The sequence below is a fragment of the Ideonella alba genome, from assembly GCF_018069845.1.
Taxonomy (GTDB): domain Bacteria; phylum Pseudomonadota; class Gammaproteobacteria; order Burkholderiales; family Burkholderiaceae_C; genus Ideonella; species Ideonella alba.
In genome coordinates, this window is sequence record NZ_JAGQDD010000017.1 from 82,291 (window position 1) to 106,539 (window position 24,249).

Here is a 24,249-nt window from a genome sequence, read left to right on the forward strand (position 1 = left end):
GACTCCTTGGGTTTCAGTGCTGGTGGCCACCCTGGCCACCGGGGGGAAGCTGGCGCGCGTCGTCCTTGGCCTTCGTCTCCGACCCGCCGCCATGTCCACCGTGGCCACCATGCCCGCCGTGCCCGAACAGGTGCATCAGCGGGCAGGCCAGCAGGATCAGGAATGGCAGCAGTTGCCCGAGGTGCGCGTTGTGGCGGAAGAACATCCAGGCGACTGCGGCAGCCAGACCGATCCACAGCACCCATTGGTTGATGCGGGACCAGTTCGGGCCGGACGGGCGACCGTTGCCGTGTTCATGGGAGTGGTTCATGGAGGATCTCCTGGCTGCATTGAGGCGTCGGTCACTGGTTCTTGTGGAACTTCGCGTGGTCGTGCACGGGCTTGGTCCTGGCCTTGGCCTTGGCGCCGGACGCCGCTTCGGCTGGCGCACAGGGCATGGACCTGGCCGAAGGCGCATTGCGCTCGGCGCCGTGGTCATGGCGCTTCATCGCGCCGGCACTGCAGTCCATGGACATCGGCATGGAAGCCGCGGCAGCGGCAGCCTGGGCGACCGCAGGACGTTCCTGTGCCACCGCGGCAGAAGCGCCGAACGCGAGGACGACAAGGGACGACAAAACGAAGGGGGTACGCATGACAAGACTCCTGCTGAGAGGACGGACACGGAACGCAGACACGAACGGGGAATGCCGCTGCCTGACAGCGCCGCTGCGGGCGCGATGGCGAACGGAAGGCAGGACGCGGCGCGGATCAGATCCGCGCGGCGTCCGGGGGTGTCAGAGCGCGAGGCGCTGGAACGCGATGCGCGGCGGGGGTCCGCCGGGCAGGGTCGGCGAGTCGACCATCAGCCGACCCACCGCGGGCTCGGCCCGGCCGGCCACCGAAAGCGTGCGTGAGATCGGCAGCGCGAAACCCAGCGCAGCCAAGCCATCACCGACCACCTTCAACTGCGGAGCACCGAGAGAGGGCTTCTCGCAGAAGTCCAGGCAGTTGACCTTGGCGAGGTCACCTTGCTCGCTGCCGTGTTGATGCTTCTGAGGAGACTCGGGAGCGGCCGTCGTCACCACTTCGGAGCGGTGATGCGCCTGCTCGCCCAGAGCGCAGGCATTGGCCACACCCATCGCGAGGCCGAACAGCCATACGAGCAGCACCTGGGCTGCCCATCGGCGGAGACGTCGGCGATCACTGAACATGATGACGGGCGGGCGAAAAGAGGCAACTTCGTTGAATTAAGAATAGGCGCGAACTCGCCAATGCCGTTTGATCGGCATCAACAATGCCTCCGTAGTCGACTACGGACTCCGGTCCTGCCCGATGACTCCAAGCGTGAGGCACAGAGGTGGTCGTTTCAGCGCGTCGCACACTTCGGCGCGCACGCACCGACGAAAGCTTACCGTCTCGTCATGTTGCTGACGGCTTCTTGTAATCCGCGGATGGGCAAACTCGATTCGATGCGCTGAAGACACTTCACGCTTCAATTTGTCAAACCCATCAACCCGGAGAAATCAATGCTCAAGAAGCTCGCAATCATGGCCTCGATGCTCGCAGTCGCAGGCGCCGCCTTCGCAGTCGACATGGGCAATGTCGCCCAGAAGTTCGACCTCAAAGACGGCTCGACCGTGTACGTGTTCAAGGACGGCAAGATGGCCATGGAGGATCGGCTCGGCCGGACCGTGGGCATGAAGCCCGGACACGTCATGGAAACCAAGGACGGCCAGAAGATCATCATGGTCGGCAACGAACTCGCCCGCCTCGAGATGATCAAGGCGGAGAAGCGCGGCAACTGACATCGGCAATCTCGCCGGAGGGCACTTGCCCTCCCCGCCGAGCCGTCGCGCGAACATCGGCGCGACTCAGCCCAGTGCCAGCGCCGCTCCGACACCGACGAGCGCCATCAGCGCATAAGCCGGCAGCACCTTCAGCGCCAGCGATCGACTGTCGAGCACCCACAACAGCCCGACCTTGGTGACCTGGTTGACGGCGGCCGCTAGAAAGACCGCCACGCCCGCGACCGACGCACCGACGACCCCATCGCCGACCATGCGGCCCACCGACAGCGTGATGGCGTCGACATCGACCAGACCCGAGATCGCCGCCGTGACCAGCAGCCCGGCGTCGCCGAACCGGTCCGCGAGGAACCGGCCTGCGAGCAGCACCGCTGCAAGGAACAGCGCGAACTGAACGGCTGCCGTCAGCTTCAGCGGATTCTGGGTCGACAGATCCGGAAGATCTCGCGCATGCTCGCGCGTGGTCAGGTACGCACCGAACGCGGCTCCGGTGACGGCCATGGCGCCCAGGGTCCCGACTGTCGCCGTGCCGAGCGCTGGCGCGGCGACGGCGACGAGCACCGCCATGCGGCCGAACATGGCCGCGCACGCGAGCGTGGCTCCGCCGGCCGCCAGGGGCCGCCACTGCGGGGCTTCCTTGGCCCAGCGTGCCAGCGTCGCCGTGGTGGCGGTGCTGGACACCAGTCCGCCGAGCAGTGCGGTGAGGGTGAGTCCGCGCCGGGCCCCGAACCAGCGCATCAGGACGAACCCGAGGAACGAGAGCAACGCAAGCAGCACGACCGCCCACCAGAGCTTGTAGGGATTCAATGCCTCGAATGGGCCGAACCCGCGATCGGGTAGGACCGGAAGGATGACGACGCTGATCAGCAGCAACTGGATGCCGCTGGTCAACTCGCTTTCGGTGAGCTTGCCGATGCCGCTGTGCATCGGCCGTTTGAGTTGCAGCAGTGCCACCGTCACCACTGCGACGGCGGAGGCGAGCAGTGTGCTGCCACCTGCCGCTAACACGCCGACAAGGAACGTTGTGATGGCTGCCATCGCCGTGGTCAGGCCCATGACGCTGTGCATGCGGGCCGTCACGATGTAGCCGGCCAGGATCAGCAGCGCCACCACGGCCAGCACGACGACCAGGACGATCGCTCCCCAACGTTGCGCGAGCAGACCGCTCAAGCCGCCGAGCAAGCCGATCAGCGCAAACGTGCGCAAGCCGGCCACGCGGTGTCCGTCGGGCAGATCGCGCTGATGCCAGCCTCGTTCCAATCCGATGAGCAGGCCCGCCGCCAGCGCGATCCCGACACCCAACAGATCCGACAGGGACACGCCGCTCATGATTGCACCCTCACGCCGAGCCCCGCGGCGCGATCACTGGGCCCGGCAGGGCTCGCAGGCGCCTGCACGCTGAGTCGCGACAGCCACTGCTCGATATGCTGCAGGCATTCCTGCGGCGCCCGCAACCAGGGATGGTGGTCCACGCCGTCGAGGACACGCATCTCCCACGTCGAACGCGCCACCGCGAGTTCCTGTGCGCCGGCCAAAGGCGCAGTCAGATCCGCACTGCCGTGCAACATCAGCACCGGCAGGATCTGCGCCGTCGCCTCCGCCTCGGCGCGCAGGTCATGTCGGTACAGCGCTTCCCACAACGACGAAGTCGACGACACCATGGTGTGCGCCACGAGGTCCTCGGCGACTTCGCGCGGGATGTCGCGAAGAAGACGCGGCAACAGGCGTCCGACGACGCGCCGCGTCAGGATGCACGCGATTGCGGTCGCCCACATGTTCGTGTAGATCCAGCCGCCGCGTTGACGGGCGAACCAGGCGGTGGCCCCTTCGGCGCCGCCGAAGTTGGGAAGGCTGATCAGCACGAGTCGCCTGACGACCGACGGATAGCGCGCCGCATAGGCGAGCGCCAGCGCTGCCCCGAGCGAGTGCCCGACCAGCGTCACGGAGCGCTCCCCGGCCAGGCTCGCATGCAGCGCCGCCACGTGGCGCTCGACGCTGTAGCGGAACCAGGGCTTCGGCGACTCACCGAAGCCGAGCAGGTCGAGTAGAACAGTGCGGTGCCCCGACAGTGCGAACGAGACTGGCCCGCAGGTCCAGTAGCGATGGGTCCCGCCCAGTCCGTGCAGCAGGACTGCGCAATGCCGACCTTCCCCCGCATCGAAACGCTTCAGCGGAAGTGTCTCGGTCCCCATGCGCATCGCCCGCGACGGTGTCAGTTCTGGCGCTGCAGTCGAACGTCGATCCGCGCCCGGTTCGACGACTTGTTGCTCCACATCCAGCAGTAGTCCTCGCGCACCGCCACACGCAAGGTGTCCTGCCCGGAACTCACCTGCGCTTGTTTGGCCGGGAACTCGGCCTCCTTGCCGACGTGATAGTGAATGTTGAAGTCGACGGGCACGGACGCAGCGAACTCCCAGTGAATGGCGTCTCCCGGCGCAAGCTTGCCGCACAGCTCGACGAACTTCCCTGGTTCGACGCTCGCGCTGTGCGCAAACGCCCCGTCGCGACTCCAGGCAATCTCGACGATGTGGCTGGCCGCGAAGGCTTGCTGGGCCATCACCAGCGCCATGCCGGTCAGTGCAATCTGGGTTTTCTGCATGAATCGTGATCCTTCCTGGTTCAGCATGATCTTCGACGTTGCACGGCGCCGAGGCCTTGACGCGCAACATGTTTCGAAAGCGGCCTCATCGTCGCTTTCGGCGCTTCACCTTCCGAGGCTTCGGCCGCTGCGGCTGGTTTCCTTCGGCACTCCTGTGTCGGTTCTTCCAGGCAAGCACCAGAGCCAATCCAATGATGACCGCAGCGCTCGCCAAGCCACCGATCAGCATGAGCCCCAGTTCGGCGTGCGAAAGACTCGAGAGGTTCCTGAACTCGTGGGGCATCGGCTCAGCGCTGCTGCGACGAACTGCGGTTCATCTCGTCGTGCTTGGCCCGGATGCTGGCGGGCCACTGGGCCTTGATCCAGGAGAGCGCGGCCACGATCTCGGAATCGGTCAGTACGCCTTCGTACGCAGGCATTGAAGACTCGTACGACGCCAGGTTGGCAGCCTTGGCAACGCCGAACTTCGTGATGCGCACGAGCGTCTCGTCGGGATGGTGCCACGTGTGCCCGGACGCATCGTGCGGCGGTGCCGGCAGGCGGCCTTGAGCGTCTCTCTGGCGCCAGTCTGGCTGGCCCTCGAGCTTCGCCCCATGACAGGCGGCACAGTGCGTCGCGTAGACCTGCCGGCCCAACGCCGTCACCTGCACATCGTCAGGTTTGAGCAGCCCGGTGTCTGCCGGCTTTGGCGCCAGGCTCGAGATGGCAACGACCAGGACCACCGCGCCGATCGCCGCGACAGCCAGCAGCAACGGGCTTCGTTTCATGGGCTCTTCCTGACCTGATTCACATCCGAGCATCCGAACGCAAGAGATCGCCCGCCTGCGTTCGGACCATCCGCCAGCTTGCCAAGGCCAGCCACATCCCGATGCCTGCGGATGCCAGGCACGGGAGCCATTCGAGGTCGGGCCGCCATGTCTCGAACGTCAGCGCGAGGCCTCCGGCGACGAAGGCCCAGAAGCGCGTTTCGGCCCAACGGGCCTGCCAGTCCACCTGGACAAGCACCAGTAGGGCGGCAGCGGCGGCCACCAACGCGAGCGTGGCGCGCGCGTGCTGATGCCCCATCTCCCAGTAGCCCGCCAAGCCGGCCGCGATGACGGCAAACAGCGCCACAGCAGCCAGCAGCCCGAGCAAACCCGCGAAGAGACATCGCACGCCGGCACGCCATGCATCCCATGGCGCGCCGTCGTCCATGCGCCACAGGAAGAGCCGATGCCCCACGGCCGCGGCGGCCGCGAGCAACACGCACTCATGCCACGCCATACCCGCGGCGCTCAGCGTGGCAACGACTCCGACGCTGAGTGCCTTGGCCGCCGAAGAGCGCATCGCGCCGCCTCGCAGTCTCAGCGAACCACCTTGAGGTCCGTGACAGTGAACTTGCCCGCCTCGTTGACGGCCTTGAACTTCACCTTGTCGCCGGCCTTGACCTGGCCGAGCATGGCCTTGTCACGCACGTTGAACACCATGGTCATGGCCGGCATCTCGAGGCTCTTGATGTCGCCATGCTTCAACGTGATCTTGGCCGCATCGATGTCGACCTTTCGGACTTCCGCGTCGGTCATCTCGTCGGCCGTGGCCGTCGGGCTGCTCGCGGCATGGTGACCCGCGTGCTCGTCGGCCTTCTGCTGGGCCCAGACGGGTGTACTCAGAGCGATGGAAGCCATCAGGGCGGGGAGTGCAAACTTCATGACGATCCTTTCATGGGTCAACGATAAGAACTGAAGACGCGCGTGCTGCCGTCCTTGGCGACTAGCAGTACGTCGAAGGGATCCCGCTGGTCGCCGTAGTCCGGGCCGTCCATGCCGGGAGAGCCGACGGGCATGCCAGGGACCGCTAGGCCCACGGCGTCGGGCGCCTCCTTGATCAGGCGCAGCACATCGGCCGCGGGCACATGACCTTCGACGGCGTAGCGGCCGACCACCGCGGTATGGCAGGAGCCGAGATTCGTCGGCAGCTTCATGCGGGCGCGAATCGCCGTGTTGCCGACGTCGTGCACCGTCACGCGGAAGCCGTGCGACTCGACGTGCGCTATCCACTCCTTGCAGCAGCCGCAGGACGGGCTCTTCCACACCTCCATGTGGAGCGGCTGCGTCTGCGCACGCAGCAGGCTCGGCCCCAGCAATGCGACGGCTCCAGAAGCCGCCAGCAGTGCCCGCCGAGTCTGTCCTCTCCGCGTCACATCAATGCTTGTGCGCATGCCCGTCACCCTTGGCGCTCGACGCGGCGACCTTGATCTTGCCGACCATTCCGGCCTGGTAGTGACCGGCGATCAAGCATGCGAAGTCGAAGTCGCCGGGCCGGTTGAAGGTCCAGACGATCTCGCCCGTCTTGCCGGGCGCCACATGCGCCATGTACGGCTCGTCGTGTTCCATGTTCGGGAACTTCACCATCAGCTCGGCATGCTTGTCGTTCTCGGCCTTCGTGCCGATGACGAACTCGTGCATGACCTTTCCGGTATTGCGCACGACGAACTTGACGGTTTCTCCCTGCCGGACCTGGATGCTGTCCGGCGTGAAGCGCATGTTGTCGGCCATGCCGATCTCGATGGTTCGCTTGGCGGACTTGGCATCGCCAGCGATGCCCCAGTCCTTCTGTTCCTTCTTGACCGGACCGGCCTTCTTGGCATGGTCCTCGTCGCCGTGCGCCATGGCAGTGGCGGAAATGGCCACGAGCGCGGCCGCGACAAATGACTTGAACTGCTTCATCAGGATTCCTTCTTGTTGCCGATGGGACAGATGGATGTCGGCTCATGGCCGCTCAGTTGTGGCCGCCGTGCCCGCCACCGGGTTTGCGTACCTTGACCTCGACTTCTTGGGCCGGCTTCGCGACCGGGGACATCGAGCCTGTCCCTTCCGCCTTGAAGCGTGCCGGATCCGGCAGTTCGCCGGTGAACTCGTAGGCCACCGTGCCGGGTGGGTGCTTGAACCAACCCGGGTCGCCGTAGTCGCCGCGCTTCTGGCCTTTGCGAACCTTCACAACGCTGAACATGCCGCCCATGCCGACCGACCCGAAGGGACCCTGCCCGGTCATCATGGCCGCGGTGTTGTCGGGCAGAGGCATCTCCATCTCGGTCATGTCCTTCATGCCGCGCTCACCCATCACCATGTAGTCGGGCACGAGCTTGGTGATCTGCTTCGCCACGCCGCGATGGTCCACACCGATCATCGTCGGCACGTCATGGCCCATCGCGTTCATCGTGTGGTGGCTCTTGTGGCAGTGGAAGGCCCAGTCGCCCTCTTCGTCGGCGAGAAACTCGACCTGCCGCATCTGCCCGACTGCGATGTCCTCCGTCACCTCGTACCGGCGCGTGCTCTTGGGCGTCGGCCCGCCGTCCGTCCCGGTGACCAGGAACTCGTGCCCGTGGAGGTGGATGGGGTGGTTGGTCATCGTCAGGTTGCCGATGCGGATGCGCACCTTGTCCATGTGGCTGACCACGAGCGGATCGATGCCCGGGAAGATGCGGCTGTTCCAACTCCACAGGTTGAAGTCCAGCATCGTCATGATCTTGGGCGTGTAGCTGCCCGGATCGATGTCGTAGGCATTGAGCAGGAAGCAGAAGTCGCGATCCACCTCGTCGATGAGCGGGTGCTTGGCCCTAGGATGCGTGATCCAGAAGCCCATCATCCCCATCGCCATCTGCACCATCTCGTCCGCATGCGGGTGGTACATGAAGGTTCCGGGACGCCGTGCAACGAACTCGTACACGTAAGTCTTGCCCGGCGGGATGCCCGGCTGGTTCAAGCCCGTCACGCCGTCCATGCCGTTCGGCAGGCGTTGCCCGTGCCAGTGGATGCTGGTCAGCTCACCGAGTTTGTTGGTGACGAAGATGCGCACGCGGTCGCCTTCGACGACCTCGATCGTCGGCCCCGGGCTCTGACCGTTGTAGCCCCACAAGTGCGCCTTGAAGCCGGGTGCCATCTCGCGCACCACGGGTTCGGCCACCAGGTGGAACTCCTTGACGCCGTTGTTCATGCGCCAGGGCAGCGTCCAGCCGTTGAGCGTGACCACGGGGTTGTAGGGCCGGCCCGTGTTGGGCACCAGCGGCGGCATCGTGTCGGGCTTGGATTGAATCACCGGCTCGGGCAGCGCCGCCATGGCGACCTTGCTGACCGCTGCGGCACTCACCGCAGCGGTGACCGCGCCGGCGCCGCCAAGAAAATTGCGTCGGGAAACCATGCTGAGTTCCTTGCTCGTTCGAATCAGTGAGGTGCGCCGGCAGCTTCGGCAGCTGCCGCGGATGGGCCAGCGGGCGCGGCCATAGCCGCCTTGCCGATGAGTGCCATATCGAGATCCGACTGGGCGAGCCAGAAGTCGCGCAGTGACTCTATGTATGTGTAGACGCTGCCTACTTGGGACCGTGCGTCTGCGAGTAGTTCGAACACCCCAATCAGCATGCCGTTGTAGCGCAGCAACTGCTCTTCAGAGATCCGCCTCTTGAGCGGCACGATCTCATCGCGGTGGTGGCGCGCAATGTCATAAGCGGTCCTGTAGTTGCCATAGGCTTCGCGCACCTCCGAGCGCGCGTTGATTGCCGTCTGTGCTGCGCGGTGCAGCGCCTGCATGTAGATCGCCTCGGCGCGAGCCACCCGCGCGCCGCCCCAGTCGAACAGGGGCAGCTCCAGGCCGATCTCCCAGCCCGTTTGCCGCGGAGCCTCGTTGGAGGTGTTGCGTACGAGTCCGAGTTCCAGCACGTTGATGAAGCGCGTCGTGCGGGTCAAGCCCAGGTTCTTCGCGGTCTGCTCCGCGCCGAGCTTGGCGGCTTGTACGTCCAATCGCTGAGCCATCGCAACGGCTTCGATGTCCGGCTGGTTGCGCGCCTCGGCCGGCAGGTCCGGCAGGCGCTCCGGCAACTGGAACTGGAGCTGGTCGCCCCAAACGCCCAGAAGACGCGCGAGCCGCTCGCGCGACGCACGCTGCGCCTGGTCGGCACGTGCGAGGCCCAGGGCAGCGTCCGCATAGAACGCCTGCTCGCGGGCGCGCGCCAGCTTGCTGAAGTTGCCCACCTGCTCCATGCGGCGAGCCAGTTCGGCACTTGCTTCGGCCGTCTGCTTCACCTGCCGCATGTAGCGCACCGTCTCCTCCGCCGCGACCGCCTGGAAGTAGGCCTTGCGCGCGTCCGCGGCCAGCGACAGGACGTCCATCGTGACCTCGCGCTTGACCTGCTCGAAGCGGCGCGCTTCCAGCTGCGAGACCAAGGGCAAGGTCAGCAGGCGCGCGAGGTTGAGGTGCAGCCCGCGCTCCAGCTCGACCTCGTCGCCCTGCCGAAGGCGCCCGAACGTGAAGCCCGGGTTCGGCAGGCGCCCGGCCTGCACGACTTCGGCCTCGGTGATGCCGAGATCCTGGAACCGAGCCTGCAGGCCGCGGTTGTTGAGCAAGGCCACCTGAACTGCGTCGTCGACGCTCAGCGGCTTCGCGAGCAGCTCGCGTACGCGGCGATCGATGGTGTCGACGTCGGCATCGCTGCGCGCCCAGCGCACGTCCTTGCCGAGCTTGTCCTTGGCCGCGGACTCGATCGACGAGAACCCGGCATCGGGGGAGAAGCTGGCGCATCCGGCCAGCACGGCAGAAACCAGGACAACGACGAGCACTCCCGAACGTCGCACGCTCGGGCGGTCGGGCGCGCCGCGCCCGGGATTGGCAGGTGAATTCATCCGCTTGACCTCAGTTCATCTTGTGCCCGCCATGACCGGCGGGTGCGCTTGCCGGCGCCGGCGTTGCCGGCTTCGGGGGCGCGTTGTTCGTGGCGGGCGCATCGGGCTGGCGCGCCTCGCGCGCGTAGGCCCGCCAGCCGCCGACGCGGTTCACGGTCTCGTTGGCTTCGCGCCAGGAACCCACGGGCTGTTCAGCGTGACGCTGGTAGCCCGTAAGCGTGGACTGGTACACCAGGGGCGCCACGGGGGCCGAAGGATCGAGTGGATCGGCTCTCTTGCCGGGCACGGCTTGAGCCAGAGTCGCCGAGCTGACCGCGATCAGGAATGCCGGCACAAGCCAGCGGAACACGACAATCTTCATGACATCCTCGCGTGAGTCGGACCGGCTCGACACGCCTGCTGCGCAGGGTGCGGCGGTCTACGATGCCGGTCAGAGCGCCGCCAGGGCGATCGACCAGCGTGACGGTCAGGCGAGGATCAGGCGGGGTGGTCGATGCGGTACGTCCGCAAAGACGGCTGGAAAGCGAATCTCCAGAAAGGCGACGGCAGTAGACGCCGATTCCGCCTGCACCATGGTCGTCCGCGCGAACGCGGGCGCTGCAACGCTGCAACACGGCGCGCAGCTGCTGCACTTCATCTTCAGCTGCGCCGAATGCCCGGTCGATGAATCGAGCCCGGTCTCGACATCTTGGTTCCCGGGCCCGACGTTGCCGGATCCAAGCTCATGCCGGATTTCGTGGAAGTCGCCATGCGTCGCGTGCGCGACGGTCGCCACAGCCTCACGAGGAGAGTGATGCCCCGGCCCGCATCCACCCATGGTCACCGCAGCCAGCCCCTTCAGAGGAACGGCAGCAGCGATGAACCAGATCAGAAGGAGGCGAACCACACCCGACATACCCGGAACTTTACCTCAGCGCATTGAGAAAGATCAGCCTGCTCGGCAGTCTATGGACCGCATGCCGACACAATGCGCTCAGGAACCTTACCGATTCGTAATGTCCTCGGCTGCTCCGGCCACCCTGCCAGCGGCGGAGGATGTCAATCGATGTCGGCCACCATGCGAACCCGCAGCACACGCTCCCGGCTTCCCGCATCGCCTGGTTCGAACGCGTACGTGCTCCCCCAGGCCCAGGCCGAGCCCGCGAGTTCAATGACGCGGATCTCGCCCGCAGCGCCCCGAAACGCCATCTGAGTCTCTCCCTCTGGCCAGCTCGCCCGCAGGACATGGTCGCCGGGCGGCAGCCTCATGCGCACGAAGGACTCGGGCACCGTTTCGGCCCGCGCACCGCCGTCCACAGTCAGCTCGACGACGTTGGCGGCGTCGGCCCACCGCTTGCGCACCACGTAGACCGTGACTCTTTCCGCAGATGCGGCAAACCGTTTCGCATCAGCTTCCACGGCCGGCGGCGGCACCGGTGCACTGGTGCAGGTCAGCTTGTAGCGCGGCGCCTTGCCGACCCGATGGCACCAGGTGCCGTCGGCATTTGCCTGCCGAACGGGCTTGGACATACATGCGGCGAGGAACAGCGTGCCTGAGCCGAGTGCGATCAGCGCAACTCGGCGCCCTAGCGTGGACGGAGTGCTCTGCAAGTGATTCTCCAGGCACTGACCGCGCAATCGAGATCGGGAACTCGAAGGCGCCAGCGCTTCAAGGCAAGGCCCGTGAAAGGCCGAAGCGGACGGAGGGGCGACGCTCCCGTCGGCCAGATCGCCCCAACACCCGCAGCCTTCCGGGACGCATCAGCGATGCACGTGCGAGGTGGCGGTCGCGCCGCTCTGGTGGCCGCTGCGGCTCATCCCACCGGGGACGCTGACCGCGCCGTCCCGGGAGGGCTTCTCGACGTTCGCAGCGCTGCGCGTGTCGCCCGGGACACCGACGTAGACCGCTCCCGCTTCGCCACCGACATCGAGCCAGCCGTCGGCGGAAACCGGGTTGCGCTTGGCCTGCATCGTTTCGGCGATGACCGCCGCGCGTGTCTTGCCGGGTAGGTTGGTTCCGACGAAGACCCAACCTGCATCGCCTCCGACTTCGCGCCAGCCGTCAGCCGTGACCGGATTGCGCTTCCAGGCCTCGAGCTCCTTGATGACGTCGGCACGCGACTTCGTCGACGGCATCGCATGGGTTGTGAAGCCGGCTTCACCCCCGACCGGGGTGATGCCTGAGGTTGCCAGCGCGGGCAGAGACACGGCACTCACCAGCGCGATCAGACTGAAACGGAACTTCATGATGGACTCCTGTTGCAGGTGCACCTCTCCAGGAGGTTCACCGGTTGCGGTGCCTTCGTGCACCGTGGAGCCACTGTAGGAATCGCGCGCCGACAGACTGCTTGCCGATCCATTACATCTTCGTCATGCGGCGCCCCAACGACGCCCGCAGCCGTGCCTGTGTCCTCGATCGCACCTTCTGTTCGGCCAATGCGGACGGCGCGTTTCGGCGCCGTTCGCCCGTGCTCGCCGCGGCACACCCGCGCTGGCCCGTCGAGGTCAGCGCGGGTCACCGCACAACACATTGCCGATCAGAAGGTGTGGCGAACGCCGAACTCGAGACCGGACGATTTCTCGCCGCCCAGCATGCCCGCCGGCGGTGTGTAGAGAACGGAGCTGCGCGCCGCGCCCTTGTTCGAGACCTGACCGTAGGTGGTGTACATAGCGGTGCGCTTCGAGAGATCGTAGACATACCCGATGCCGAGGCGGGTGCTGTCGTCGGCGTCGGAGAAGCCGGAACCGGCGGTGCCACCTGAGCGATCTGCCCTGGTGTAGCCGACCTTCAGTGCACCCGGGCCGACAGGCACCGTGGCGCCGATCGACAGATCCTTGGTCTTGCGCGGGCTCCACTCCTTGACGTCGTACAGCGTGTGCAGCGTGGCAAAGCCGAACTTGTAGTTGAACTGAATGTTGTAGTTCTTGAAGTCCGGCGTGGTCGCCCCGGTCTCCGTCTTGCCGTAGGCAAAGCCGATATTGATCGGGCCAGCCTCGTAACCCAACCGCCCACCCACGTACTTGTTGCCGTTGACGCCCTCGCCCGCGGCCATCTGCAGGTGGCCATACAGCCCGCCCATGTTGGGCAGGAAGTAGCCCACGGTGTTGTCGGCCCGCAGCACCGTCGTGGCGGGGCTGCCCAGGTTCGAACCCGCCCCGTAGCTGAAGATGCCGCGCGAGCCGACACCGACAATGCCGAACTCATCGGCGAAAGTGTTGTACGCGGTCGGCGTGTAGTCCCGACCCATGCGCACTTCACCGAAGTTGCCCATCAGGCTGACCGTTGCACGGCGACCCCAGAACTTGTTCGCATCGGCGGTGCCGTTGTCGAAGTTGATCTGGGACTCCAGGTGAAAGCCGGCCTTCATGCCACCACCCAGATCCTCTACGCCGCGCAAACCCCACCGGCTGGTGGCGTTCGAGCCCGATGCCAGTTGCTTCTGGGATCCGGCGCTTCCATTCTTGACTTGACGCACGGCGGCATCGGCGATGCCGAACAGCGTGACCGACGACTGCGCGTAGGCGCCCGCCGCAAAGGCGGACAACGCGGCCAGGGTGAACAAGGACTTTTTCATGAGAGCAATCTCCGTTGTGGGACAAGGCAACACCTTCCACGCGACGAACGCGCCATCGGACTCGGATGAAGCGCGAGGCGCGCTGCGGCACGAGACGTGAAGGCGCTGGCGAGCAGCCTAGGGACGAGGCGCGGCCGAGGCGACCTGCTCGCGAGAAGCGGCCCGGAGGTGGCTAGCAGACCCTCGTCAGTTCGGCGGACATCCGTCGCCGCCCTTCCACAGCCGCTTGCACAGCAGCCACGCAAACGGCCCGGCACGGTCGAGCCCGAACGGGCCAAGGCCTACCACCCTGCGGCTTGGGGGAGAGGCCCCAAGCATCAACATGACCGGCCTGTCATGTTCCGGCAAGTGTTTTGTCAGTCGCTTGTTCCTATCGTTTTCGGACCGCAAAGTGGTGTGCCCTGCTAGCAACCCTCACGAGTTGTCTTTCGGGCCGTCGCATGCGGGCCCGAAAGAAAAGGACAACGACATGCGGAGACAAGACATCCAGCTGCTCGCCAGTGCCCGGCAGGGTGACCTCGAAGCGCGGTACGAAGTCGGCAGACGCTACCTGCTTGGCGTCGACGGCTTTCCGCAGCACACCGACACCGGGCTCGAGTACCTGGCGCACCCGTCGCTCGAGCCCTCCGAGCGAACCGCTCGCACGATCGCCGAGGCGCTGCCCCTGCACGAACTGGTGCGCCGCAAGCTGCTGCTCCCGCTGGCAAAGGCGGCGCGCGGAGGGTCGATATCGGCGCAGGTGAAACTCGCTCTGTGGCGCGCTCTCACGAACGCCGATCCCGCCGAGACGACACGGTGGCTCGACGCAGCCGCTGCCGCTGGCGACGCCGGCGCACGCGCAGCCGCGCATGCGCTGCAAAACTGCCCCTCCAATGCGGCCGCCGACGTACTGGATGCCTTGAAAGCGGCCCCGGGGATCGACCTCGCTCGCCTGGTACCGCTGGCCCTGAGCAATGCGGTCCAGTCGGACGATCCAGAGGAGATCGCGCGCGTGCTGAGCGGCACGCTGACGGCGCGCCTGCCCATCACGCCGGAACTCGCGGATGCCGCTTGCTCCGCCATCGCCCGCTTGGAAGACGAAGCGCAGCCGCGGCTCCCGTGCGCGAACGGCGCTGTCGAGGCTCTTCTCGAAGACTGCATCCGTCGCGGCAATGCGACCGCGGAGTTGCTGCTCGGGCGCGCGCTGAGCGCGGTCGATACACCCGCACTGCCGGCGTCCTTGCTGACCACGGGGCAGAACCTGCGCAGAGGCGCCGCGCTTCTGCTCCGTGCGGCCGATGCAGGATTAAGCGCGGCGTGGATGGTCCTCTACCGCATTCATGCAGACAACCATTCCTCGGTCTCCAATCCGCAGATGGCGCGGTTCTTCCTCGAGAAGGCCGCGCTCGCGGGCGAACTCTGCGCCCAGCGGCGCCTCGGCGCGCTGATCCTGCGGTCAGCGACCACCGTGCACGAATCCGAGCAGGGCATCCATTGGCTTCACCAGGCGGCGCGCCGGCAGGATGCGCTGGCAGCGCAGTTGCTCGGCTCACTGGTGCTCCCGGTTGCGGGATCCGACGCCGAAGCAGACGCGGCCATCGATGCCGTACGCCGCGAGGATCCTTGGCTGGCCTGCCGCCTGCGGACGGCGCGGGACTTCGGCCTGACCAAGCTGGAAGCGATGAGCGTCGACATCGTCGCAGGGCTCAGGCCCTGGGGGCTGGTCGTCGGTCCCAACCCGTCGATTGCGCAGGCCAAGCTGGCGGCGCCTCGAGCCATCCCGGCACTTCGGCCCCAGGCGCTCGAGAACCTGCGTCGGTCCGTTGGGTTCTTCGAACAGTCGCGCCAGGACGGGTCCCCGATCGAGGGCGACCGGCGCAAACGCACCCACCGTCTGCGCTACTGCCTCGAGCGATCCGGCATCGACGAATCCCTGTTCTTCGCGAAAGTCAGGTCGACGGCGCTCAACACCCTGCGACAGGGACCCAAGTGGGCCTTCCATGCGCAGCAGCCTCTGCGCATGGCACTGGCCGCCTAGGAACGGCGGTCGGCATCGCATCCCTTCACGCGCCTCGCTGCAGCCTCCCATGCGAATCCTCGTCGTCGAAGACAACGCCAAGCTGGCAGGCCATCTGCGTCGGGGGCTGGCCGAGAGCGGCTACGTCGTCGATGTCGCAACCGATGGGATCGACGGGCGCCACATGGCGATGGAGGGAAGCTACGACCTGCTTCTGCTCGACGTCATGCTGCCTGGGGCCGATGGCTTCACACTGCTCGAGACTCTCAGGCAGCACAAGGACACGCCGGTGATCATGTTGACCGCCGCTGACAGCGTGGAAGACCGGGTGCGAGGCCTGCGCGCCGGCGCCGACGACTACTTGGTCAAACCGTTTGTCTTCACAGAGCTGCTGGCGCGCATCCAGGCCGTGCTGCGCCGCGGTGCCGCAGGTGCGCACCACGAACCCGACCGCATGGTGCTCGGGGACCTGGAACTGGACACCATACGTCGACGCGCGTTTCGCGCCGGCACGCGCCTGGATCTCACGGCCCAGGAGTACACGCTGTTGTCCGTGTTGCTTCGCCATCGCGGTGAAGTCATGTCACGCACGGTGCTCACCGAACTCGTCTGGGACATGAACTTCGACGGGGACTCGAACGTGGTGGAAGTCGCGATACGGCGCCTGCGCTCCAAGCTCGACGAGCCGTTCCCGGTCAAGCTGCTCCACACGGTTCGAGGGATGGGCTACGTCCTCGAACTGGAACGCGGCAACGACGCGGATGCGTGATGACCTGGCGCCATCCCTCGATCACGGCCCGGCTGACTGCCGGCCTTGGCGTAGTCGCACTCGTCGTCTTCTCGACTGCAGGTTGGCTGCTGCAACGGGCCCTCGAGTCCGAATTGGTCGATGCGGACCGAATGAAGTTGGCAGGCAAGGTCAGCGTCGTCCTTCACTTCATCGACGAAGCCAATCGTTCAGGCGATCGCGCAGCCTTGTTTCATCACCTCGACGACCTGCGCATCGGCCACGACGGCCTCCACGTGTGGCTGTTCGACGAAGCGGGTGCGGCGATCTACGGCGCGTCGAGCGCCAACGGAACGACGGTCCCGCCGCGGCCGGCGCACGGCGCCCGCGCGGATGTGACGGAGACGGCCCTGCCGTCGGCATCGTTGTGGCCGGCCGGCCGGCTGCGCGTGGCCATCGAGTCCGGCCCCCGCGATGAGCTCCTCCGTTCGCATCTCGCGACGCTGGTCCTGATCTGTGCCTTGGGCGTCGGCTCGACCGTGCTGCTGAGTTGGGTCGCCATCGGTCGCTGCCTCAGGCCGGTGTCGCAGCTCTCGGCGGAAGCCAGCGACATCACGCCCAGTTCCATGGGACGGCGCTTGACCGTTCCTCCCGAAGGCGCCGAGCTGACAGGGCTGGTGCGCGCATTCAACCAGGCGCTTGACCGGCTCGAGGACGCCTATGCGCAGTTGCAGGCCTTCAATGCCAACGTGGCTCACGAGCTGCGGACGCCCCTGGCTTCCTTGGTCACGGGCACGCAGGTCACGCTGTCGTCGCCAAGATCTCGCGAGGACCTGCGCGAGGTTCTGATGTCGAATCTCGAGGAACTGCAGCTCCTGAACGCGCTGGTCAACGACATGCTGTTTCTCTCCCGCGCAGATCGCGGCGACCGGGCGGAGGGACTGGAAGATGTCGCGCTCGGGTCCGAGGCGGACAAGGCCATCCGCTACTGCGACGCATTGCTGCAGGAAGCGGGCGTGGCCGCGGAACGCTCCGGCGACGCCACGGCGGTGTGCAACCCTCCGCTCGTGCTGCGCGCCCTCGTGAATCTACTCACCAACGCCATCCGCCACAGCCGAGCCGGGGACACGATTCAGGTCCTCATCGAGCCGGACCACGGGCTCGTCGCGCTGAGTGTCCTCAACCCCGGAATCGAGATACCGGCGCCGGTCCGAGCCCAGATGTTCGACCGCTTCTATCGTGCAGACTCCTCGCGCTCACGAGGGCAAGCGGGCCACGGCCTGGGATTGGCCATCGTCGCGGCCGTCGCACGGATGCACGGCGGGACTGTCTTCGTCGAACGCTTCGGCCAGGCCAATCGTGTCGGATTGACGCTTCCGGCCGGAGACACCCCCTCGAGCGTGGACCCGGTCGAGGGCGTTGCCGTCGTCGGGACTGCGCCCGCTATGCCGCCGCCGAACTCGACGGCACGTCCAGCCCGATCGCTGTGACGCCATCCGCCGACCTGGCGAACGGTTCGCCTTGGTGCATTCTGGCGATGGCAGCGACGATGGCCAGGCCCAACCCATGGTTCGACGTCCCCGCCTGGCGCCGGGATCGCTCAGCCCTGTAGAAGCGGTCAAACAATCGCGGCAGGTGCTCCTGCTCGATCGAACTGCCCTCGTTCTCCACCGCGATCCGCACCCTGCCTGCGTTCGACGCGATCCGAACCTTTATCGTCGAGCCGGTCTTCGCGTAGCGAGTCGCGTTGCTCAACAGGTTGGACAGCGCGCGACGCAGGAGTGACACGTCGAACGCACCCGTCGCATCCCCTTCGCAAACCGCCGACAAGCTTCGCTCCTGAAGCGCGGCCTCGTGGTACTCGATGATCTCGCCGAGCTCGGCGGCGAGGCTCGTGACCGGTGCGCGGCGCGCGGACGCGCCGCGATCCGCATGCGAAAGAAACAGCATGTCGTTGACGATGATCGCGAGCCGCCTCAGGTCTTCCAGGTTTGCGGCGATCACGTCCTGCAGTTCGGCAGCGGGACGGTTGCGCTGCAACGCCAGTTCGCTCGACCCGATCAATGTGGTCAGCGGTGTCCGAAGTTCGTGCGCAACGTCGGCATTGAAGCCCTCCAACTGCGCGTATGCGCGCTCGACCCGCACCAGCAACGCGTTGAAGCGATCGACCAGCGGCCGGAGCTCGAGTGGCTGCCCCGCTCCGTCCAGCCGCAGCCCCGCTCGTCCCAGAGCGACGGCATCCACTTGGGCGGCCAGGGCGTGCACTGGCAGGAGGCCCCTGCGGACCAGCAGGTACCCCGTCACGCTGACCAGACCCGCTCCGACCAGGGAGGCTGCCAGCAGGATCCAGCCGAGGCGCTGGAGCAGATCCTGGTCGCGGGTGACATCCAATCCCAAGACGACCCGGACACCGCCGCCGGTGCCCGCGAGCCATGTGTCATCCCAGGAGCTCTGCTTGAAACGGCGGTTCGAACCCCCGTCGTCATCCCCGGCGGGCGGTGGGGCACGGAAGAGAACAACTCCTTCGGGCGACGTGATGGACAGCGTCATGTCCTCATGGCCCGCCAGGAAGTCCTTCAGCTTGTGCTGCAGTTCTTCCGCTGCGGATGTCCCAGCCGCCTCGGCAAGCGCATGGCGGACAACCGCGCTCTTCAGCGCCAGTTCCTCGTGCTGGCGGTTCTGCAGGACCCACAGGTTGACGGCGTACACCGTTCCGGACACCGCAAGCGCAGCGACCAACCCCTGCAGCGCCAGCCACCGGGACAGACGAGTCCCGAGGGATTGATCACCAGCGGCGACGACGCGCCACCTCACTCCTGCCGCTCCTCCATCACGTAGCCCATGCCGCGGACCGTGTGGATCAGCTTGAACTCGAACGGCTCGTCCAGCTTCGCGCGCAGCCGGCGCACCGCTACCTCGACAACGTTCGTGTCGCTGTCGAAGTTGATGTCCCACACCTGTTCCGCCATCACGGTGCGCGACAGGACCTCTCCGCGCCGACGCAGAAGAAGCACGAGGAGATTGAACTCCTTCGGGGTGAGTTCGAGCCGCTTGCCGGCCCGTGTCGCCTTGCGGCGTGCCAGGTCGACCTCCAGATCCGCCAGCCGGAGGCTGGTGGGAAGCTGCCCCTCCCGATCTCCCCCGCCGCGGCGCAACAGGGCCTGGACCCGCGCCGACAACTCGGAAAACGAGAACGGCTTGACGAGGTAGTCATCTGCGCCACCGGTCAGCCCCTTGACCTTGTCTTCGACGGCGTCGCGGGCCGTCAGCATCAGGACAGGCGTCCTGCGCTGCCTACGCAGCTCTGCGAGCACCTCGAAGCCGTCCCGTCCCGGCAACATCACGTCGAGGACGATCAGGTCGTACGTGCCCTCGACGGCGAGATGGAGTCCGTCGATGCCGTCGTGAGCCAGGTCGACCACGTAGCCGCTCTCTGACAGGCCCTTTCGCAGGTACTCCGCCAAGCGGACCTCGTCTTCGATCACGAGAATTTTCATGGGCAGATTCTCCACTAGCCGTCGCGTCTCCTCGATTACGACTTGGTCATCTTCCAGTCCGCATCTGGTCAGCACGCGGTCCATAGAGTGAAGCCTCGCATTCATCAACAACTCACGAGGTTCACCATGCGTAGAAATACCATCTTCACAGCCACCCGCGCGCTTGCGGCCGCCGCCGTCATGGCCGGCTCCCCGCTCTTTGCAGCGGCCCAACACCAGATGGCCCAGGGCGCGCCCGGCACTGCCAACACGACCGAATCGACCCGGCCCGCGGCGCTCACGCGAGAGCAGGTCCGCGCGGAGGTCGAGAAGGCGATGCGCGACGGCACGTGGCGCTGCCGGACCAGCAATCGCGGCTGGTGCTCGAACGAACCCGTGGCGACCGCCAAGCCCGACGCAGACAAGCGCCCGTAAGCTCGGCTGGGGCTGCGCCGTGACCACACGCCGGCACGTCCTGGCGCTTGCGGCATCGGCGAGGTCGCTGGTGCTCCTGGGTTGCGCCAGTACGAACTCAGATGTCGGCCGGCGCGGCGGCCCCTACTGCTATCGAAACGCCCGAAAGCGTCCGATCGTCTGCACCTCGGAGTCGACTCCCGGCCTCGATGTCGAGGCCGGGGCCAAGCGATTCGAAGCGGATCCCAGTGCGTTGACCGTCTACGCGAGTTCTGTAGCCATCGCATGAGGATTCAGCGACAGCCGAGTCCCTCTGGCCAAGCCAAGGTACCCACGGTCAAGCGCTCTGGCGCGCTCGCCGTCCCACTTGCAGCCCCGTCGTCCTGCGGTGTCCGAGTCCGGTCGCCGCCGTAGGGCTCTTCTCCTGCCCCCGTCGTTCCTGCGCCAGCGAGTCAATGATCGGGCAATCGGGCCGGTCGTCACCATGGCAGCAATGCACGAGGTGCTCGAGCGTCGCCTTCATGGACTGGAGTTCCTTGAGCTTCTCGTCCAGCTCTTCGATGTGAGCCTGCGCCAGCGCGCGCACTTGTCGGCTGGGGCGCATGCGGTCCTGCCACAGTCCAAGCAACTCGCGGATCTGCTCGATGGAGAAACCCAGATCGCGCGACTGTCGGACGAAGCGCAGCGTGCTGACTTCCTTGTCCGTGTACTGGCGGTAGCCGGACTCGGTTCGCGCCGCTTCCGGAAACAACCCGACGCTCTCGTAGTGGCGAATCATCTTCGCCGAAACGCCCGAGGCCTTCGCTGCTTCGCCGATGTTCATGCTCATCTGGGGCTCCCTGACACGGCCACGGATTGGGAATGCTTCGGGCGCCGCGCGGCCGGCGCGTCAGCGGCACCGTGCCAGCGCCGCAACGTCAATGCATTGACCACGACGCTCACGCTGCTGAAGGCCATCGCCGCTCCCGCGATGACGGGATTCAGCATGCCCAGCGCGGCCAGCGGGATGCCCAGTACGTTGTAGCCGAAGGCCCAGAACAAGCCCTGCTTGATCTTGGAGTAGGTGCGGCGCGAGACGTCCAGCGAGTCCGCCACGAGCCTCGGGTCGCCGCGCATGAGCGTGATGCCGGCGGTCTCGGTCGCCACGTCCGCGCCACCTGCCATCGCGTACGACACGGACGCTGCGGCGAGTGCGGGGCCGTCGTTCAGGCCATCGCCGACGAACGCGACCACGGCGCCCGCATCGCGGAGTTCCTTCACCACGGCCGCCTTGTCACTGGGCAGGACTTCGGCACGAACCTCGTCGATGCCGAGTTCCTTCGCGACGGCTTCTGCCGCCCCGCGGTTGTCCCCGGTCAGCATGACGGTCTTGATGCCCAGTTGATGCAGCCGCGCCACCGCTGCAGCGGCGGTGTGCTTGATGGTGTCGCCGAACGCCAGCAAGCCCAGCAGGCGCCACTGGTTGCCATCCGACCCGACCAGCCACGAGACCGTCTTGCCCTGCCGCTCGAGCCGTTGAGCGTCGGCCAGCAGATCGCCCTCGTTCAATTGGAGCTCGCGCAACATGCGCGTGCTGCCGAGGGCCAGTTTCTGGCCTCGAACAGTGCCTTCGACACCGCGACCGGGAAGTGCCTTCGCATCGTGAGCCTCTGGGACCGGCAGTCGCTCCTCGCGCACCTTGTCCATGACCGCCATCGCCAGCGGATGGCTGCTCGACTTCTGGAGCGCGGCCGCAAGTCGCAGTACCTCGTCACGACTCGATCCGTCGGCCGCCGCCACGGCCACGAGCGAAGGCTTGCCTTCGGTGAGCGTACCGGTCTTGTCGAAGGCGACCGCGGTGACTGCATGCGCGATCTCCAGGGCTTCGGCGTCCTTGATGAGGATGCCGTGTCGCGCGGCGACCCCGGTGCCGGCCATGATGGCCGTCGGCGTCGCCAGACCCAGCGCACAGGGGCACGCGATGACCAGCACGGCCACCGCGTTGATGAGCGCGTGTTCCCAGTCCCCCGTGAAGACCGTCCAACCGAGGAAGGTGGCCAGCGCGATGCCGAGGACGACCGGGACGAACACCGCGCTCACGCGGTCCACGATGCGCTGGATGGGTGCTTTTGCCGCCTGAGCCGACTCGACCATCCGGATGATGCGAGCCAGCGTCGTCTCCGCGCCGATGGCGGTCGTGCGAACGGTCAGCGCGCCTTCGGCGTTGATGGCGCCGCCGGTGACCTTGTCTCCGGGGGCCTTGGGCACTGGGAGGCTCTCGCCGGTGATGAGCGACTCGTCGACGTGGCTGCGCCCCTCGACGATTTCACCGTCGACGGCGACGCGGTCACCCGGCCGGACGACGACGAGGTCACCCACGACGACCTGCTCCACCGGAATGTCGACTTCCGCGCCGTCTCGGCGGACCCGGGCGGTGGTCGGTCGCAACGCGTTCAACGCGCGGATGGCGTCGGCGGTCTGCCGCTTGGCCCGGTGCTCGAGCCACTTGCCCAACAAGACCAGCGTGATGACGGCCGCAGAGGCCTCGAAGTACAGGTGCGGCATGCCGTGCCCGGCGTGCTTGAAGAGCAGGTAGACGGACAGTCCGTAGGCCGCGGAGGTGCCCAGCGCCACCAGCAGGTCCATGTTGCCGGTCTTGGCGAGCACGGCCTTCCAGCCGGCCCGGTAGAAGCGCCAACCCAGCCAGAACTGAACTGGCGTCGCCAGTGCCAGTTGTGCCCAGCCGCTGAGCATCCACTCGATGCCGAAGAGCGACAGCAGCATCGGAGCGACCAGTGGCAAGGTCAGCACAGCGCTTGCCGCCACTGGCCACCAGACCGGCAGCCGAGTGGCTGGCGGCGGCCTGTCGTGCTGAACGTCCTTCGCCGCGTAGCCCGCCTTCTCGATGGCCGCCTTCAGCGCCGAAACCGGCACGGTCGAAAGCGCCTGGATGGTCGCCTTCTCGGTCGCCAGGTTGACGGTGGCGCCGGAGACGCCGGGTACCTTGCGGAGCGCCTTCTCCACCCGCGCGACGCAGGACGCACAGGTCATGCCCTCCACCAGCAGCGTTGTTTCTGTGATGGCAACGTCGTAGCCGGCCTTGCGAACGGCCGCTGCCAGCGAGTCCGCCGTCACGGAGGGATCGGCGTTGACAGACGCCTCCTCCGTCGCCAGGTTGACGCTCGCCTCCTTGACTCCCGGAACCGCCTTGAGCGTCTTCTCGACGCGCGTGACACACGAGGCGCAGGTCATCCCGGTGACCTGGAGCTTGATTCCGAGTGGGTTGGACAGTGCAGCGGTGCTCATGAGTGCCTCGATATGCCGTTCAGTGTCTACGCATCGTCAAGGTTCCAACAATGGAAAGGTCAAGAGTATCGTTGGCTTCTGCCTGCAGCTAGAGGGGTCTCTCCAGATCATCGCTTGACCTTACAACGATGGAAAGGTCAACAGTATGCCCGTCAGCAACACGACCCCACTGGAGATAGCGATGATCACCTTCGAAGTCAACGACATGACCTGCGGCCACTGCGTCAGCAACATCACCAAGGCGTTGAAGGCCACGGACAAGGACGCCAAAGTCGCTATCGACCTGGCCTCGCACCGTGTGCAGGTGGAGCCGGCCTCGGCCGACGCCGAGGAACTGGCCGAAGCCATCAAGGACGCGGGCTACACGCCGGTGCCCGTGCAGGCCGGTTCGGCCACTCCCGGCAAGCCGACGGGCTTGTGCTGCGGTAGTTGCCACTGACGCCGCCAGAACCGATTTGCATACAACGCGTGCTGCAGTGGAGAGGCCCAAGCTGCGTCGCGCAATTTGCCCGGCAACAGCTCACTGCGATGGAAGAAGAGACGCTTGAGCAAACATCACTGGATTGGCATGTCGGCGCGCTCCCGGCACTCAGTGGCGCCGGGTGACCCGAGTGCCCCTGGCTAGCATCGGGCGAAGCAGGGCTCGTGGCCGAGCAGCCCCATCGCGCAGGGAGCGCGATTGACTCTGCACTTGCTACAGGGTTTCAAATCCACATCTTGCCGCCCGAAGTGGCCTCGTTTCAGTTTCGCATCCAGTTGCCGA

At 66.3% G+C, this 24,249-nt stretch carries 28 protein-coding genes; 6 read left to right on the top strand and 22 right to left on the bottom strand.

Features of this window, described 5'->3' with window-relative positions; translation table 11 throughout:
- Positions 1-13 precede the first annotated feature (13 nt).
- From KAK03_RS19020 to KAK03_RS19030, 3 genes are all read right to left on the bottom strand, one after another.
- Positions 14-310 (bottom strand): DUF2933 domain-containing protein, encoded by a 297-nt coding sequence (locus KAK03_RS19020; RefSeq protein WP_210856250.1) that lies wholly within the window; start codon positions 308-310, stop codon positions 14-16.
- A gap of 31 nt (positions 311-341) precedes the next feature.
- On the bottom strand, positions 342-632 hold the full coding sequence (locus KAK03_RS19025) for a hypothetical protein (RefSeq protein ID WP_210856252.1): 291 nt from the start codon (positions 630-632) through the stop codon (positions 342-344).
- 141 nt (positions 633-773) lie between these two features.
- Entirely contained in the window at positions 774-1,190 is a 417-nt protein-coding gene (locus tag KAK03_RS19030) for a hypothetical protein (protein ID WP_210856253.1), read from the bottom strand.
- Positions 1,191-1,505: 315 nt separating this feature from the next.
- Here KAK03_RS19030 and copK point away from each other — a divergent pair, with 315 nt between their 5' ends.
- Complete coding sequence (gene copK / locus KAK03_RS19035; protein ID WP_210856255.1) at positions 1,506-1,784, top strand: periplasmic Cu(I)/Cu(II)-binding protein CopK; 279 nt, start codon at positions 1,506-1,508, stop codon at positions 1,782-1,784.
- Between the two features lie 66 nt (positions 1,785-1,850).
- Here the strand turns inward: copK and KAK03_RS19040 are convergent, their stop codons facing one another.
- From KAK03_RS19040 to KAK03_RS19110, 15 genes are all read right to left on the bottom strand, one after another.
- Positions 1,851-3,113, bottom strand: coding sequence for an MgtC/SapB family protein (locus KAK03_RS19040; protein WP_210856257.1), 1,263 nt, complete (start codon positions 3,111-3,113; stop codon positions 1,851-1,853).
- Positions 3,110-3,982 carry an alpha/beta fold hydrolase gene (locus KAK03_RS19045; protein WP_210856259.1) on the bottom strand — a complete coding sequence of 291 codons (873 nt, stop codon included), beginning with the start codon at positions 3,980-3,982 and terminating at the stop codon, positions 3,110-3,112. Before KAK03_RS19045 ends, KAK03_RS19040 begins: the two co-directional genes overlap by 4 nt.
- A 14-nt stretch (positions 3,983-3,996) precedes the next feature.
- Positions 3,997-4,383, bottom strand: a complete 387-nt coding sequence (locus KAK03_RS19050) for a hypothetical protein (RefSeq protein ID WP_210856260.1) — start codon at positions 4,381-4,383, stop codon at positions 3,997-3,999.
- Positions 4,384-4,670: 287 nt separating this feature from the next.
- The gene (locus tag KAK03_RS19055; RefSeq protein WP_210856262.1) at positions 4,671-5,150 is read right to left on the bottom strand and encodes a c-type cytochrome; all 480 of its coding nucleotides are present in this window, start codon (positions 5,148-5,150) and stop codon (positions 4,671-4,673) included.
- Positions 5,151-5,169: 19 nt separating this feature from the next.
- Positions 5,170-5,709, bottom strand: a complete 540-nt coding sequence (locus tag KAK03_RS19060; protein WP_054018321.1) for a hypothetical protein — start codon at positions 5,707-5,709, stop codon at positions 5,170-5,172.
- Between the two features lie 17 nt (positions 5,710-5,726).
- Positions 5,727-6,071, bottom strand: coding sequence for a copper-binding protein (locus tag KAK03_RS19065; RefSeq protein WP_210856263.1), 345 nt, complete (start codon positions 6,069-6,071; stop codon positions 5,727-5,729).
- A gap of 17 nt (positions 6,072-6,088) precedes the next feature.
- Complete coding sequence (locus KAK03_RS19070) at positions 6,089-6,580, bottom strand: DUF411 domain-containing protein (RefSeq protein WP_054018429.1); 492 nt, start codon at positions 6,578-6,580, stop codon at positions 6,089-6,091.
- Complete coding sequence (locus tag KAK03_RS19075) at positions 6,564-7,088, bottom strand: cupredoxin domain-containing protein (RefSeq protein WP_210856264.1); 525 nt, start codon at positions 7,086-7,088, stop codon at positions 6,564-6,566. Before KAK03_RS19075 ends, KAK03_RS19070 begins: the two co-directional genes overlap by 17 nt.
- Positions 7,089-7,140: 52 nt before the next feature.
- Positions 7,141-8,559: a multicopper oxidase family protein gene (locus tag KAK03_RS19080; RefSeq protein ID WP_210856267.1), complete on the bottom strand. Its 1,419-nt coding sequence runs from the start codon at positions 8,557-8,559 to the stop codon at positions 7,141-7,143.
- Between the two features lie 23 nt (positions 8,560-8,582).
- Complete coding sequence (locus tag KAK03_RS19085; RefSeq protein WP_210856269.1) at positions 8,583-10,034, bottom strand: TolC family protein; 1,452 nt, start codon at positions 10,032-10,034, stop codon at positions 8,583-8,585.
- A 10-nt stretch (positions 10,035-10,044) separates the two neighbouring features.
- Positions 10,045-10,395, bottom strand: a complete 351-nt coding sequence (locus KAK03_RS19090; RefSeq protein ID WP_210856271.1) for a hypothetical protein — start codon at positions 10,393-10,395, stop codon at positions 10,045-10,047.
- Positions 10,396-10,500: 105 nt separating this feature from the next.
- On the bottom strand, positions 10,501-10,929 hold the full coding sequence (locus KAK03_RS19095; protein WP_210856273.1) for a hypothetical protein: 429 nt from the start codon (positions 10,927-10,929) through the stop codon (positions 10,501-10,503).
- Positions 10,930-11,072: 143 nt separating this feature from the next.
- Positions 11,073-11,543, bottom strand: a complete 471-nt coding sequence (locus KAK03_RS19100; protein ID WP_210856275.1) for a hypothetical protein — start codon at positions 11,541-11,543, stop codon at positions 11,073-11,075.
- Between the two features lie 231 nt (positions 11,544-11,774).
- Positions 11,775-12,260 carry a hypothetical protein gene (locus tag KAK03_RS19105; protein ID WP_210856277.1) on the bottom strand — a complete coding sequence of 162 codons (486 nt, stop codon included), beginning with the start codon at positions 12,258-12,260 and terminating at the stop codon, positions 11,775-11,777.
- A 290-nt stretch (positions 12,261-12,550) separates the two neighbouring features.
- Positions 12,551-13,588: a porin gene (locus tag KAK03_RS19110; protein ID WP_210856279.1), complete on the bottom strand. Its 1,038-nt coding sequence runs from the start codon at positions 13,586-13,588 to the stop codon at positions 12,551-12,553.
- 322 nt (positions 13,589-13,910) lie between these two features.
- Here KAK03_RS19110 and KAK03_RS19115 point away from each other — a divergent pair, with 322 nt between their 5' ends.
- Genes KAK03_RS19115 through KAK03_RS19125 form a run of 3 tightly spaced genes read left to right on the top strand, consistent with a single transcriptional unit; the run spans position 13,911 to position 17,801 of the window.
- Positions 13,911-15,605, top strand: coding sequence for an SEL1-like repeat protein (locus KAK03_RS19115; RefSeq protein WP_210856281.1), 1,695 nt, complete (start codon positions 13,911-13,913; stop codon positions 15,603-15,605).
- 49 nt (positions 15,606-15,654) lie between these two features.
- Complete coding sequence (locus KAK03_RS19120) at positions 15,655-16,353, top strand: heavy metal response regulator transcription factor (protein ID WP_210856283.1); 699 nt, start codon at positions 15,655-15,657, stop codon at positions 16,351-16,353.
- Positions 16,353-17,801 (top strand): heavy metal sensor histidine kinase, encoded by a 1,449-nt coding sequence (locus KAK03_RS19125; RefSeq protein ID WP_210856285.1) that lies wholly within the window; start codon positions 16,353-16,355, stop codon positions 17,799-17,801. The genes KAK03_RS19120 and KAK03_RS19125 overlap by 1 nt, the downstream gene beginning before the upstream one ends.
- Here the strand turns inward: KAK03_RS19125 and KAK03_RS19130 are convergent.
- Both KAK03_RS19130 and KAK03_RS19135 read right to left on the bottom strand, forming a co-directional pair.
- Entirely contained in the window at positions 17,755-19,125 is a 1,371-nt protein-coding gene (locus tag KAK03_RS19130) for a heavy metal sensor histidine kinase (RefSeq protein ID WP_210856287.1), read from the bottom strand. The two genes, KAK03_RS19125 and KAK03_RS19130, sit on opposite strands and share 47 nt — an antisense overlap.
- Positions 19,122-19,808, bottom strand: a complete 687-nt coding sequence (locus tag KAK03_RS19135) for a heavy metal response regulator transcription factor (RefSeq protein ID WP_054018431.1) — start codon at positions 19,806-19,808, stop codon at positions 19,122-19,124. Before KAK03_RS19135 ends, KAK03_RS19130 begins: the two co-directional genes overlap by 4 nt.
- A 42-nt stretch (positions 19,809-19,850) precedes the next feature.
- Here KAK03_RS19135 and KAK03_RS19140 point away from each other — a divergent pair, with 42 nt between their 5' ends.
- Positions 19,851-20,222 (top strand): DUF4148 domain-containing protein, encoded by a 372-nt coding sequence (locus tag KAK03_RS19140; protein WP_210856289.1) that lies wholly within the window; start codon positions 19,851-19,853, stop codon positions 20,220-20,222.
- A gap of 316 nt (positions 20,223-20,538) precedes the next feature.
- Here the strand turns inward: KAK03_RS19140 and cueR are convergent, their stop codons facing one another.
- Together cueR and KAK03_RS19150 are read right to left on the bottom strand one after the other, a co-directional pair.
- Positions 20,539-21,024: a Cu(I)-responsive transcriptional regulator gene (gene cueR / locus KAK03_RS19145; RefSeq protein ID WP_210856321.1), complete on the bottom strand. Its 486-nt coding sequence runs from the start codon at positions 21,022-21,024 to the stop codon at positions 20,539-20,541.
- Positions 21,025-21,026: 2 nt separating this feature from the next.
- The gene (locus KAK03_RS19150) at positions 21,027-23,486 is read right to left on the bottom strand and encodes a heavy metal translocating P-type ATPase (RefSeq protein WP_210856291.1); all 2,460 of its coding nucleotides are present in this window, start codon (positions 23,484-23,486) and stop codon (positions 21,027-21,029) included.
- Between the two features lie 181 nt (positions 23,487-23,667).
- Between KAK03_RS19150 and KAK03_RS19155 the strand changes: the two genes are divergently transcribed.
- The gene (locus KAK03_RS19155) at positions 23,668-23,925 is read left to right on the top strand and encodes a heavy-metal-associated domain-containing protein (RefSeq protein WP_054018337.1); all 258 of its coding nucleotides are present in this window, start codon (positions 23,668-23,670) and stop codon (positions 23,923-23,925) included.
- Positions 23,926-24,249 lie beyond the last annotated feature (324 nt).